We start from the raw sequence: 12608 nt of genomic DNA, 5'->3' as shown, positions 1-12608 counted from the left end.
GACCTGCCGGGCGCTAGGCCGGCAGCCGGATATCCGACAGTTCCCAGCGCGGCGTCACGCCATAGCTGTAGTCGCGCTGCGCCAGCTGCGGCGCGGCCTGCAGGCGCATCGCGCCGGCGAAGGCGATCATCGCGCCGTTGTCGGTGCAGAACGCCAGGTCGGGGTAATGCACCTCGATCTTCTTCTGCGCGGCGAGCTGGTTCAGCCGCTCGCGCAACTGCCGGTTGGCGCCCACGCCGCCGGCCACCACCAGCCTGCGGTGCCCGGTCTGCTTGAGCGCGGCCATCGACTTGGCGGCCAGCACGTCGACGATGGCGTCGACGAACGAGCGCGCCAGGTTGGCGCGGTCCTGCTCGCACACATTGCCGAGCTTGCGGGTTTGCGTCAGCACCGCCGTCTTGAGTCCGGCAAAGGAAAAATCCAGGTTGCCCGAATGCAGCATCGGCCGCGGCAGCGCGAAGGCGCCGGGCGTGCCGAATTCGGCCAGCCGCGATACCTCGGGCCCGCCCGGATAGTTCAGGCCGAGCAGCTTGGCGGTCTTGTCGAAGGCTTCGCCGGCGGCGTCGTCCAGCGTTTCTCCCAGCAGCGTGTAGTCGCCGATGCCGCGCACCTCCATCAGTTGCGTGTGCCCGCCGGACACCAGCAAGGCAACGAAGGGGAAGGGCGGCGGATCGCGCGTCAGCAGCGGCGACAGCAGGTGGCCTTCGAGATGGTGCACGCCGAGCATCGGCACATTGAGTGCGAAGCCCAGCGCATTGGCGACCGATGCCCCTACCAGCAGCGCGCCGGCCAGGCCGGGTCCCTGCGTGAACGCGATCGCGTCGATGTCGGCGCGGGTGCGCCCGGCCTCGCCGAGGATCTGCTGCAGCAGCGGCAGCACCCGGCGGATGTGGTCGCGCGAGGCGAGTTCGGGCACCACGCCGCCGTAGTCGCGATGCATGGCGATCTGCGAATGGAGTGCGTGGGAGAGCAGGCCGGCCCCGGTGTCGTAGAGGGCCAGGCCGGTTTCGTCGCAGGAGGATTCGATGCCGAGGACAAGCATGGGAAGCGCCGGGCCGGCCTCGGGCGGGGCCGGCAAATCAAGGGGTTGGCGCAGGCCGCGGCCCGTGTGGGCGGTGGCCTGGCGCAAGGCCAGCAGGGTAGCACAGCGGCGCTGGCCCCGCTTTTCGCTACAATCGCCGCTTCTTCAGCAGGCAGGATGGACATGAGCAGCAGGCAGACCACGGGAGCCGGGCAGGGTAGCGCGCGCGCCGGGCGCTTCGACGTGGCGGTGCTCGGCGCCGGGGCCGCGGGCATGATGTGCGCCGCGGTGGCGGGGCAGGGCGGCGCCAACGTGGTGCTGGTCGACCACGCCACGAAGCTGGCGGAGAAGATCCGCATCTCCGGCGGCGGGCGCTGCAACTTCACCAACCTGCAGGCTGGCCCGGCCAATTATCTGTCTGGCAATCCGCACTTTTGCCGCTCGGCGCTGGCGCGCTACACGCCGCAGGATTTCCTCGGCCTGATGCGCCGCCATGAGATCGACTGGCACGAAAAACACCGCGGCCAGCTGTTCTGCAACGACAGCGCCGAGCAGGTGATCGACATGCTGGGCGCCGAATGCGGGGCTGGCGACGTGGCCTGGCGCACCGGTTGCAGCGTCGAGGAGGTGCGCCGCGAAGGCGACGATTTCCTGGTGATGACCACGCAGGGGCCGATCCGGGCCGGCGCGCTGGTGGTGGCGACCGGTGGCCTGTCGATTCCCAAGATCGGCGCCACCGACCTGGGCTACCGGATCGCCCGCCAGTTCGGCCTCGGCATGGTCGAGACGCGCCCCGCGCTGGTGCCGCTGACCTTCGACGGGCAGGGCTGGGCGCCGTTCGCGCCGCTGGCCGGCGTTTCGATGGAGGTGGACATCGCCTCCGGCGGCGGCAAGGCCGCCGGCGCCTTCCGCGAAGACCTGCTGTGGACGCACCGTGGCCTGTCCGGCCCCGCCGTGCTGCAGATTTCCAGTTTCTGGCGGCCGGGTACGCCCATCACCATCGATCTGTTCGACGGCAACGATGCGAGCGACTGGCTGCTGGAGCACAAGGGCAGCAGCCGCAAGCACCTGGCCAACCTCCTGGCCGAGCGCCTGCCGGCGCGGCTGGCCGACGCCTGGTGCGCGGCGGCCGGCCTGAACGGCGCCCAGCCGCTGCACGACATGCCCGACAAGTCCCTGCGCCGGCTCGGCGCGGCGCTCAACGGCTGGCAACTGGTGCCGTCCGGGACCGAGGGCTACCGCAAGGCCGAGGTGACGCTTGGCGGCGTGGACACCCGCGGCTTGTCGTCGAGCTCGATGATGGCGCGTACCGTGCCCAATCTCTATTTCATCGGCGAAGTGGTCGACGTGACCGGATGGCTGGGCGGCTACAACTTCCAGTGGGCGTGGGCATCCGGGGTGGCCGCAGGCCAGTCTGTTGCGGAAATCGCACGGGCCGCGGGACAGGGCGCTGCCTAGGCTGCGCCCTGCGATTTCCTGCAATGCGGACTTGACAACCCCTGTGCTAAACTTTGCGCTTTCGCAAAAACCTCGCAGTACCGTTTAACCGCTGCTACATATTTCAGCACATGACTACCATCCGCCTTAAAGACAATGAGCCGTTTGAAGTCGCCATGCGCCGTTTCAAGCGCACCATCGAAAAGAATGGGTTGATTACCGAGTTGCGGGCTCGCGAGTTTTACGAAAAGCCGACGGCCGAGCGCAAGCGCAAGAAGGCCGCTGCCGAGAAGCGCCACTACAAGCGCATCCGCAGCCAGATGCTGCCGAAGAAGCTGTACTGACCGTACCTTCGCATCTGCGTCAGAACCCGCTGCGGGCAAGGCCCCGGCGGGTTTTTGCATTGGCGGCCGCGCGGCAGGCCGTGTTCCCCGGTCGCCCCCGTCCCGCATCACTCTATCTGGAAGATTGCCATGTCCCTCAAAGCCCGTATCAGCGATGACATGAAGGCCGCCATGCGTGCCCGCGAGTCCGAGCGCCTCGGTACCATCCGCCTGCTGCTGGCCGCCATCAAGCAAAAGGAAGTGGATGAGCGTATCGAGCTCGACGATGCCGCCGTGCAGGCCGTGATCGACAAGCTGATCAAGCAGCGCAAGGACTCCATCACCCAGTTCACGCAAGCCGGCCGCACCGATCTCGCGGACAAGGAAAGCGCCGAGGTGGAAGTGCTCAAGGCCTATATGCCCGCGGCCCTGTCCGACGCCGAAGTGGCCGCCGAAGTGCAGAAGGCCGTGGCCGAGAGCGGCGCGGCCGGCCCGCAGGATATGGGCAAGGTGATGGCCGTGCTCAAGCCCCGCCTGGCAGGCCGCGCCGACATGACGGCGGTTTCCGGCCTGGTCAAGGCCGCGCTGGCCCCGCGCTGAGCGGCAATGCATGCTGCCCCGGGGCGACGGGCGGCCGCTCATCGATGCGCTGCAAAAGTATGTCTTGCGTCGCATTCGGGCCACTACCCCTCGCCGGAGCTCCCTGCAATCCGTTGCGTCTGCACTACAATATAGAGTTAAGGGCCGGGAAAGCGCAGTTCCGGTCACGCTTTTCATCGCCATCATATCGCCGCCGCCCGCTCCCGACGGGCGGTTCGGCACAAGGACGAACAGCCGGGTGATTCCGCAATCCTTCATTCAGGACCTGCTCAACCGTGTCGACATTGTCGACGTGGTGGGCAAATACGTGCAGCTGAAGAAGGGCGGCGCCAATTTCATGGGGCTGTGTCCCTTTCACAACGAGAAGTCGCCGTCGTTCACGGTGTCGCCGACCAAGCAGTTCTATCACTGCTTCGGCTGCGGCGCGCATGGCTCGGCCATCGGCTTCCTGATGGAATACTCCGGCCAGGGCTATCCGGATGCCGTGCGCGAGCTGGCGCAATCGGTCGGCCTGTCGGTGCCGGAGGAGCGCGATCGCCTGCCGCCGGCCCAGCGCGCCGAGCAGCAGGCACGTTCGCTGGCGCTGTCGGACGCCATGACGCGCGCCACCGAGTTCTACCGCAAGCAGTTGCGCGGCGCGCCCCAGGCGGTCCAGTACCTGAAGGGCCGCGGGCTGACCGGCGAGATCGCCGCGCACTTCGGCCTCGGCTATGCGCCGGATGACTGGCAGGGGCTGGAAGCCGTATTCGGCAGCTACCGCGACGACGCCATCGCGGGGCCGCTGGTGGAGGCTGGCCTGCTGATCGAAAGCAGCGAAAAACGCGATGCCGACGGCAAGCCGCGCCGCTACGACCGCTTCCGCGACCGCATCATGTTCCCCATTCGCAACACCAAGGGCCAGGTCATCGGCTTTGGTGGGCGGGTGATGGGGCAGGGCGAGCCCAAGTACCTGAATTCGCCCGAAACGCCGCTGTTCAGCAAGGGCACCGAGCTCTATGGCTTGTTCGAGGCGCGCCATGCGATCCGGGAAACCGGCTACGTTCTGGTGGTCGAAGGCTATATGGATGTGGTCGCGCTGGCCCAGCTGGGCTTTGCCAACGCGGTTGCCACGCTGGGCACCGCGTGCACGGCAGTGCACGTACAGAAGCTGCTGCGCCAGACCGACGCGGTGGTCTTCTCGTTTGACGGCGATGCCGCGGGGCGCCGGGCCGCGCGGCGCGCCCTGGAAGCCTGCCTGCCTTACGTGGCGGACAACAAGACCATCCGCTTCCTGTTCCTGCCGGCCGAACACGATCCGGACAGTTATGTGCGCGAACAGGGGACCGATGCCTTCGCTGCCCAGGTGCGCGACGCCATGCCGCTGTCGCGCTTCTTGCTGCAGGTGGTTGCCGAGGGGCAGGACCTGCGCCAGCCAGAAGGCCGCGCCCGCGCCCAGTATGAGGCCAAGCCGCTGTTGCAGGCCATGCCGGCCGGGGGCCTGCGCCTGCAGATCGTGCGCGAGCTGGCCGATGCCACCGGCACCACGCCGGCCGAGATCGAGGCGGTCTGCGGCCTGGCCAGCGACCCGGCGCGGGTAGGCCGGTTCGCGCAGCCGCGGCCCCGCACCAAGCGTCAGGCGCCCACGGGGCTCGAGCAGCGCGTGTTGCAGCTGCTGATGTGCTACCCGCAGCTCTCGGCCCGGCTCGACGCCGACAGCCGCGCACTGTTGCTGGAAGACGAGCAGGCCGGCGCCGAAGTCCTCGCGCATCTGGTGTCCGCTTGCGACGAGTTGCGTGGCGAAGTGAACTTCGCGGCCTTCAGCGAGCATCTGGCGCAGTCGCCCTACGCCGAGGTCTATGCCAATGTGCGCGCGGCCGTGCTGCGCGAAGAGATCGAAGAGGAGCCCGCCGAGCAGGAGTTCGACGCGGCCATCGCGAAGCTGCTGGCGGAGCCGCTGCGGCGCGAGCTCGATGGCCTGCAGGCGGCGGTGATCGCGGGCACGGCCGATGAGGCCGCCAAGAGCCGCATGCGCTGGCTGGTCAGCGAGATCAACCGCCGGCGGCAGCTGGGATAGGCGCCGCCAGGCCTGCCCGGCGAGGTGCGCCGAAGCGGGCGTGGCGGTGGATGCATTAGGAACAAGTGAAGGCTTGGCCTGGTCGTTTTGAGCTTAAGCCTTGATTTTTCAGGTGAAAACCTCACCTGATGGGAAGCCGGCTAGCTGCAACGTGCTACAATAGTCGGTTTGGATAGCGAAATCTTTCTCTCCAGTTCTGGTGAAAGTGAGCGTGCCAATGGCAAAGGCCAAAGCAACCGAAAAGGTTTCCACTAAAGCTCCCCAAGCGGGGAGCGGCAAGGCGTCCGTGAAATCAACGGCGGCTGCGACGTCAGCCGCGTCAGTCAAGACGCCCGCCCAGCCTGTGCCAGCTAAGACCGCTCGGAGCGCCAAGGCGCCCGCTGCGAGCACTTCCTCCGGAACCCGCATATCCGAAAATTTGAGGCCCTCGACTTCGGCACGCGAGAGCGGCGATAGCGCCAATACAAGCGGCAAGTACGCCGCATCTGTACCAGTGAAAGGCAAGAGTATCACCGTGGCGAAACAGCAGATTACCGAAGTCGAGAGCAAGCGAGCGGCAGCAGCCAGTGCCAAGACCGGAGGCGCCAAGTCGGCCGCCCCCGAGTCGGAGGCCCCGGCACCTGCCACCACTTCCGCCCCCGTTGCATCCGAGCGTCCCGCCGCTCCGGCAGTCAAGCCGGAGCCGAAGAAGCGTGGCCGCAAGCCCAAGGCCGGCATGCAGCACGACGACAGCACCACAGACGACGTGACTGAAGAGCTTTACGAAGATGATATGCCCGCAGCAGCACCTGCTGCGGCGCCCAAGACCGAAAAGCAGAAGGCCCGTGACCGCAAGGCCAAGGAAAAGGCCCTGCTCAAGGAGTTCGCCTCGACCCAGCAGGGCACCGAGGAAGAACTCGAAGCTCGCCGCCAGAAGCTCAAGGCGCTGATCAAGCTGGGCAAGTCGCGCGGTTACCTGACCTACGCGGAAATCAACGATCACCTTCCGGACGACATGGTCGATTCGGAAACGATCGACACCCTGGTCGCCACGCTCAACGACATTGGCATCGCTGTCTACGAACAGGCGCCCGACGCGGAAACCCTGCTGCTCAACGACAACGCACCGTCGGCCACCAGCGAGGAAGAAGCGGAGGAAGAAGCCGAAGCGGCGCTGTCCACCGTGGACTCCGAATTCGGCCGCACCACGGATCCCGTGCGCATGTACATGCGCGAAATGGGTACCGTGGAGCTGCTCACGCGCGAAGGCGAAATCGAAATCGCCAAGCGTATCGAAGCCGGCCTGAAGGACATGGTCATGGCGATCTCGGCTTGCCCGGTCACCATTTCCGAAATCCTGGCCCTGGCCGAGCGCGTTGCCAGCGACGAGATCAAGATCGACGAATTCGTCGATGGCCTGATCGATCCCAACGCCGATGACGTTCCCGCCGCCCCCGCGCCGGTGGCAGCCGCTGCCGCCGCCGAGGAGGAAGACCTGGAGTCCGACGACGAAGAGTCCGAGGACGACGAGGACGACGACGCCGGCGGCCTGGCCGCTTCGGCACGCCAGCTCGAAGAACTGAAGCAGGCCGCGCTGGAGAAATTCCGCGTCATCGCCGAGCAGTTCGACAAGATGCGCCGCTCGTTCGAGAAGGAAGGCTACAAGTCCAAGGCCTACGTCAAGGCCCAGGAAGCCATCCAGGCCGAGCTGATGAGCATCCGCTTCACCGCGCGCAATGTCGAGCGCCTGTGCGACACGCTGCGTGGCCAGGTGGACGAAGTGCGCAAGTTCGAGCGCTCCATCCTCAAGATCGTGGTCGACAAGTGCGGCATGCCGCGCGCGGACTTCGTCGCCCGTTTCCCGGGCAACGAGACCAACCTCGACTGGATCCAGACCATCATCGACGACGGCAAGGGCTACAGCACCATCGTCGAGCGCAACGTGCCGGCCGTGCACGAACTGCAGCAGAAGCTGATCGACCTGCAGGCGCGCGTGGTGCTGCCGCTCAAGGAACTGAAGGACGTCAACCGCAAGATGTCCGAAGGCGAGAAGCGCGCCCGCGAAGCCAAGCGTGAAATGACCGAGGCCAACCTGCGTCTCGTGATCTCGATCGCCAAGAAGTACACCAACCGCGGCCTGCAGTTCCTCGACCTGATCCAGGAAGGCAAYATCGGCCTGATGAAGGCGGTGGACAAGTTCGAATACCGTCGCGGCTACAAGTTCTCCACGTACGCCACGTGGTGGATCCGCCAGGCCATCACCCGTTCGATCGCCGACCAGGCGCGCACCATCCGTATTCCGGTGCACATGATCGAAACGATCAACAAGATGAACCGCATCTCGCGTCAGATCCTGCAGGAAACCGGCAACGAGCCGGATCCGGCAACGCTGGCCGAGAAGATGGAGATGCCGGAAGACAAGATCCGCAAGATCATGAAGATCGCGAAGGAACCGATCTCCATGGAAACGCCGATCGGTGACGACGACGACTCCCATCTGGGCGACTTCATCGAAGACACCAACACGCTGGCCCCGGCCGAAGCGGCGCTGCACGGTTCCATGCGCGACGTCGTCAAGGACGTGCTGGACTCGCTCACGCCGCGCGAAGCCAAGGTGCTGCGCATGCGCTTCGGCATCGAAATGAGCACGGACCACACGCTGGAGGAAGTCGGCAAGCAGTTCGACGTCACCCGCGAGCGTATTCGCCAGATCGAAGCCAAGGCGCTGCGCAAGCTGCGCCACCCGAGCCGCTCCGACAAGCTGAAGAGTTTCCTCGAAGGTAGCTGACCGGAGCGCGCTCAGCGCGCCGGTCTGACTTTCCAGGGCCTCTAGCTCATGCCTGGTTAGAGCAGCGGACTCATAATCCGTTGGTGCCGTGTTCGACTCACGGGAGGCCCACCAATGTTGAAAGGCCCCACAGCTTGCTGTGGGGCCTTTTCTTTTTTCCATTGCGCGAAGATCAGCGCTCGCCTAGCTTGCCCGCTCGAGCGCCCTGGCCAGCACCGGTTGCGATTCCAGGAAGCGCGCAAATACGTCGATGCCTTCGTTGGTCAGGTGTTCCTGATCGATAAAAAGAGGCTTGTCGTGCCGACCGTTTATCCAGAGCCTGCATTGCTGCGATGGGCAGAACATATCCGTGACACCGACGAAGGCGATGCCATGCCGGGCTGCCATCGACTGCGCCTCATGCGCGATATCGTGATAGTTCCAGCGCGTCAGGCTGGTGTCGGCCTCCGGGATCGTCTGCGGTATGGGGACGTTCTTCGGCAACGACTTGATGTACCGGGAGATCGGCAGGTAGAACATGGGCGACACGCCGAGCATGACCACGTCGTCCGTCACCGTCTTCGCCGCGACCAGGCCCGGCTCGACGTTTTCCCAGTTCTCGGGGACGTAGCTGAAATTGATCACGATCGCATCGATGTGGATGCGCTTCTTCAGCTGGGCGAGAAGGTCGGCGGAGTCGGGGAAGCACATGACGCCGCCGACCCGCTTGGGACGGTCCCCGGGCGGGCACGAGGATTGATGCAGCATGATGAAATTCAGCGCCGGGAATCCTCGCTGCAAGGCGTGCAAGGTATCGCGGCCAACGCTGTCGCCCATGACAAGGACGTTATGCCTTTTTGCCTGCGAGGTCAGGCAGCGAAGGATCCGTTCCGGGCTGTTGTCGTAGTCATAGCTGCATGTCCAGCGGCTGTCCTGAGCGGGATCATAGTCTCCCGATTCGCCGTCGTAGTTGAGATTCAACGTGTCGAGGTAGTAGGCTTCCTCATCCTCGATATGGGCGATGACCTGCGCCTTGCCGCCGGAATACAGGGCCTTGCGGATCTGGGCAAATGCGCTGTAGCGATAATCCTTGACGAACGGACTCGCGCCAATCGCCACCACCACCAGCATCGACGTGGTGAAAGCCAGGAAAAGCGCGTAGACATCCTTCGTCGCGGGAGCAGCGGCTTTCGTCCGTATGGGTTTCTCGACGTAGTGGTAGGAAATGACGGCACACAGCAGCGTTGCCAACAGGCTGGCGAAGATGAACTTGTTGTCGTCCGACGGCTTTGCCGTGCGTGCGAAGACGAGAATCGGCCAGTGCCACAGGTACAGGCCATACGAAATCAGGCCGATCCCGGCCATGGGCCGTGATTTCAGCATCGGTGCCACGAGGCGGCCACGCCCGAACGCCGCGATGATCAAGGCGGCGCCGATGGTCGGCGGCAGGGCGAACGCGCCCGGGAATGGCGTGCTGTCCGTGTACATCAAGACGGGTGCGATGATCATCGCCACGCCCGCCAACTCCATCGTGTCGGCCACGATGGCGCGGCGCGGCCCGGAGACGACAACGGTTGCGAGCAGGGCACCTGTCAGCAATTCCCAGAAGCGCGACAGGGAGCTGTAGAAGGCCGTGTCGACCAGCCCGTCTCCGATGAGGGTGCAGGCATAAGCGAAGGAGAGCAAGCCCGCCAGCGCCACGCCGAAGGCCAGCCACTTGCCCTTCATCTTGAGCAGCAGCAACAAGATGCAGGGGAAGAGGAAATAGAACTGTTCCTCGATGGCCAGGGACCATGTATGCAGCAACGGCGTGAATTCCCCGGGGCCTTCGAAATATCCGACCGTAGACAGGAAATACCAGTTGGAGGCAAAGCCGAGCGCGGCATATGCGCTCTTGCTGAAACTCTTGAACTGGGTGGCATTCAGCAGGAAGAATGCGCATCCCCATGTGAGAAAGAATACCGGGATAAGCGGCGGCAGCAGCCGGCGAATGCGGCGCTCATAGAACGCGCGTAAGGAAAATGTTCCTTCCCCTGCTTCCTTGAGTACCAGGGAGGTGATGAGGTATCCCGATATGACAAAGAAGACGTCGACGCCGACAAATCCTCCGGAAGCTCGCTCGATGCCGGCATGGAAGAGGATGACACTTAAGACGGCGAGCGCTCTTAGTCCGTCTATTTCGGATCTGTATGGGGGAGGCATTGTCAGTGAATTCTTATCTTGGCCGGGAATGTCCCGGGACATTCCGTGAAATACCGTTTGTATTTCCCGGAATGCGAGGAAGCCAGATATCGATGAGCGCGGCGCACGCGTAGCAGTGATATCTCGCCCAGCGCCGCTGCGCTGCCCGAAGGCAGCGGGCCGTGCGTGCGGCGCGGGCTTGTGCGGAATATCCGATGGGGTGCGTTTCGCGTGCCTGGGCAGTCATCCCTTGCAGGGGACATCGATCGGCGTCACCGATCGCGCGAACGCTCAGGCAGGAACGTTGCCGGGGAAGCTTGCGCAAGCGAATACGAGAGTTGGCATCGCTGGCTGCGGGCTCGCCTTCGGGAAGGTCGTGCTCGTCTGCTTGCTTTGCCGTGAATTGGACCTTGGCCACTGCTGCTACTTGTTGAGACCGGGATGCATGGCGCCATTCGACAGCCATGCGGGCCGATCATAAGGTAGGCAATTTGCGTGGGTCAACGCACGAACGCGCCGAAATACCCGTCTATTCCGCGTGAAACACGGGGCTTTCTGGGCTACGCCGGAACGGCGATGGAGGTGCCGGACTAAGCGGAATCGCTGGCGCGCTCCCACATGGAGATCCGCTACACGGATGGCGCGACGTACGCGAAGTACGCGGCGCAAGCGATGCGGCAGGAAAAGGCCGCGATGGAGAAGCCAGGCCTGGGCAAGCAGGGTGAACGGCGGCGGGCATGCGCAGTGCGCTCGCGCCTTCCGCCATCCGCCTTCGACGCCTAAAGCTGCTGGGCCGCCGCCAGCCCGATGATCTTCTCCCACCGCAGCGCTTCCTTGCGGCTCGCCATCGGTAACTCCCAGCTGGCTTGCGCGTGGTGCTCCAGCGCCAGGCCGACCGTCCACCTGCCGCCGATGTCCGCCGCCTTGGCGCCGGCGATATCGGCGAACAGGAATTTCGCTTGCCGCCCGCCCAGGTCGAGATAGCCGCGCTTGTTCTCGGCGTCGATGCGGATGCTGCCCCACGGGCCGGCCAGGGACACGACGCGTTCGCCGTTGATCTTCTTTCCGTGGATGGCGCGGTAGCGGCGCAGCAGGCTGGCGGCCAGCGCGGCCAGCAGCGCCACGCCGGTGGCAACCGCCGCCGTGCCGGCCAGCGAGCCGTACATGGCGGCCACGGCTGCGTAGAGCCGGACCGCGCCGTAGATGAGGGCCCCGATCAGCGCGAGGCCGGCAATGATGAATGGCACGTCTTCTTCCTTCTTGAGCGGCGTGGGACTTAACGCCGGTTGTGTCGATTATGCCGCCCGCCGCGCCTGCAGCCGGCTAGCGCACGCACAGCGCCGCGACGAAATCGATGAAGGCCCGTACCTTGGCGGGCAGGTGATGCCGCGAGGGATAGAGCGCGTACAGCGGAAAGCGCTCGTCGGGCCAGTCGGTGAGCACCGGCACGAGCCGGCCGTCAGCCAGCAGGCTCTCGGCGCCGAGCTGGAGCACCTGCGCGATGCCGTGGCCGGCCATGCAGACGCTGTGCATGGTGCCGACATCGTTGACCGTCAGCCGCCCCCTGGCCTGGATGAGGATGCGTTCATCGCCGCGATGGAATTCCCACTGGAAGGGCCGGCCTGTCTCCGGATCCCGGAAGTGGATGCAGGCGTGGGCGCCGCTCTCGAGGTCAGACGGCGTCTGCGGCGCGCCATGCCGCTTGAGGTACGAGGGCGCAGCCACGGTCAGCACCGGGATGTCGAGCAGCTTGCGCGCGACCAGCGTGGAGGCGCGCGGAAAGCCGAAGCGGAAGGCCAGGTCGAAACCGTCGCCGATCATGTCGCCGAGGTTGTCGCGCGTGACCAGGTCGAGCGTGAGGTCGGGGTGGTCTTCGACGAATGCGCCGAGGCGCGGGGCGATCACGAGACGCGAGAAGAGCGGGTCCATGTTGACGCGCAAGCGGCCGCGCACCACGCTCACGCCTTTGCCCGCGGAGGCGGTGGTTTCCTCGAGTTGCGCGAGCAGCGGCAGCATGTCTTCGTAGAAGCGGCGGCCATCGTCGGTGAGCGCGACGGTGCGCGTGGTGCGGTCGAACAGGCGGATGCCGAGCCGGGCTTCGAGCCGCGCGATGGCGCGGCTGACGCCGGATTGCGTCATGTCCAGCGCCTCGGAGGCGCGCGCGAAGCCGCCGTTGTCGACCACCGCCAGCAGCACGCCGATGCCGTCCAGGATCCGCTCGTCGAAGCTCATCGATGCCTCGCAGTC

11 protein-coding genes and 1 tRNA gene are annotated in these 12608 nt (G+C 65.3%); 7 read left to right on the top strand and 5 right to left on the bottom strand.

Going from position 1 to position 12608, the window contains the following annotated elements:
* Positions 1-13 precede the first annotated feature (13 nt).
* A complete protein-coding gene (gene tsaD / locus AB4Z48_RS06770; protein ID WP_441613126.1) occupies positions 14-1042 on the bottom strand; it encodes a tRNA (adenosine(37)-N6)-threonylcarbamoyltransferase complex transferase subunit TsaD in 1029 nt (342 codons plus the stop codon).
* A 162-nt stretch (positions 1043-1204) separates the two neighbouring features.
* Between tsaD and AB4Z48_RS06765 the strand changes: the two genes are divergently transcribed.
* The 4 genes from AB4Z48_RS06765 (at position 1205) to dnaG (ending at position 5434) form a co-directional block, all read left to right on the top strand.
* A complete protein-coding gene (locus tag AB4Z48_RS06765) occupies positions 1205-2479 on the top strand; it encodes an NAD(P)/FAD-dependent oxidoreductase (protein WP_441613125.1) in 1275 nt (424 codons plus the stop codon).
* A gap of 110 nt (positions 2480-2589) precedes the next feature.
* Entirely contained in the window at positions 2590-2802 is a 213-nt protein-coding gene (gene rpsU / locus AB4Z48_RS06760) for a 30S ribosomal protein S21 (protein ID WP_017226050.1), read from the top strand.
* 129 nt (positions 2803-2931) lie between these two features.
* Positions 2932-3381: a GatB/YqeY domain-containing protein gene (locus tag AB4Z48_RS06755; protein ID WP_441613124.1), complete on the top strand. Its 450-nt coding sequence runs from the start codon at positions 2932-2934 to the stop codon at positions 3379-3381.
* Between the two features lie 238 nt (positions 3382-3619).
* On the top strand, positions 3620-5434 hold the full coding sequence (dnaG, locus tag AB4Z48_RS06750) for a DNA primase (RefSeq protein WP_441613123.1): 1815 nt from the start codon (positions 3620-3622) through the stop codon (positions 5432-5434).
* A gap of 108 nt (positions 5435-5542) precedes the next feature.
* Here dnaG and AB4Z48_RS06745 read toward each other — a convergent pair whose 3' ends face one another.
* Positions 5543-5938: a hypothetical protein gene (locus AB4Z48_RS06745; protein ID WP_441613122.1), complete on the bottom strand. Its 396-nt coding sequence runs from the start codon at positions 5936-5938 to the stop codon at positions 5543-5545.
* Here AB4Z48_RS06745 and rpoD point away from each other — a divergent pair.
* Together rpoD and AB4Z48_RS06735 are read left to right on the top strand one after the other, a co-directional pair.
* On the top strand, positions 5928-8201 hold the full coding sequence (gene rpoD / locus AB4Z48_RS06740; RefSeq protein WP_441613121.1) for an RNA polymerase sigma factor RpoD: 2274 nt from the start codon (positions 5928-5930) through the stop codon (positions 8199-8201). The two genes, AB4Z48_RS06745 and rpoD, sit on opposite strands and share 11 nt — an antisense overlap.
* 35 nt (positions 8202-8236) lie before the next feature.
* A tRNA-Ile gene (locus AB4Z48_RS06735) sits at positions 8237-8315 on the top strand.
* Positions 8316-8384: 69 nt separating this feature from the next.
* Here AB4Z48_RS06735 and AB4Z48_RS06730 read toward each other — a convergent pair.
* Positions 8385-10382, bottom strand: coding sequence for an acyltransferase family protein (locus tag AB4Z48_RS06730; protein ID WP_441613120.1), 1998 nt, complete (start codon positions 10380-10382; stop codon positions 8385-8387).
* A gap of 597 nt (positions 10383-10979) precedes the next feature.
* On the opposite strand from AB4Z48_RS06730, the gene AB4Z48_RS06725 reads away from it, so the two are divergent.
* Positions 10980-11144: a hypothetical protein gene (locus AB4Z48_RS06725; protein WP_441613118.1), complete on the top strand. Its 165-nt coding sequence runs from the start codon at positions 10980-10982 to the stop codon at positions 11142-11144.
* Here AB4Z48_RS06725 and AB4Z48_RS06720 read toward each other — a convergent pair.
* Both AB4Z48_RS06720 and AB4Z48_RS06715 read right to left on the bottom strand, forming a co-directional pair.
* Positions 11141-11608 carry a hypothetical protein gene (locus tag AB4Z48_RS06720; protein ID WP_441613117.1) on the bottom strand — a complete coding sequence of 156 codons (468 nt, stop codon included), beginning with the start codon at positions 11606-11608 and terminating at the stop codon, positions 11141-11143. The genes AB4Z48_RS06725 and AB4Z48_RS06720 overlap by 4 nt on opposite strands.
* 76 nt (positions 11609-11684) lie before the next feature.
* The gene (locus AB4Z48_RS06715; protein ID WP_441613116.1) at positions 11685-12593 is read right to left on the bottom strand and encodes a LysR family transcriptional regulator; all 909 of its coding nucleotides are present in this window, start codon (positions 12591-12593) and stop codon (positions 11685-11687) included.
* Between the last annotated feature and the right edge of the window lie 15 nt (positions 12594-12608).

It is taken from the genome of Cupriavidus sp. 2TAF22 (assembly GCF_052115045.1).
Lineage (GTDB): Bacteria > Pseudomonadota > Gammaproteobacteria > Burkholderiales > Burkholderiaceae > Cupriavidus.
The sequence above is the reverse complement of the archived record's forward strand: the minus strand, read 5'-3'. Positions and strand labels throughout refer to the sequence as shown.

Coding starts and splice junctions, on each gene's coding strand:
- tsaD (WP_441613126.1), bottom strand. CDS start 1,042: ATGCTTGTCCTCGGCATCGAATCCTCCTGCGACGAAACCGGCCTGGCC.
- AB4Z48_RS06765 (WP_441613125.1), top strand. CDS start 1,205: ATGAGCAGCAGGCAGACCACGGGAGCCGGGCAGGGTAGCGCGCGCGCC.
- rpsU (WP_017226050.1), top strand. CDS start 2,590: ATGACTACCATCCGCCTTAAAGACAATGAGCCGTTTGAAGTCGCCATG.
- AB4Z48_RS06755 (WP_441613124.1), top strand. CDS start 2,932: ATGTCCCTCAAAGCCCGTATCAGCGATGACATGAAGGCCGCCATGCGT.
- AB4Z48_RS06730 (WP_441613120.1), bottom strand. CDS start 10,382: ATGCCTCCCCCATACAGATCCGAAATAGACGGACTAAGAGCGCTCGCC.
- AB4Z48_RS06725 (WP_441613118.1), top strand. CDS start 10,980: ATGGAGATCCGCTACACGGATGGCGCGACGTACGCGAAGTACGCGGCG.
- AB4Z48_RS06715 (WP_441613116.1), bottom strand. CDS start 12,593: ATGAGCTTCGACGAGCGGATCCTGGACGGCATCGGCGTGCTGCTGGCG.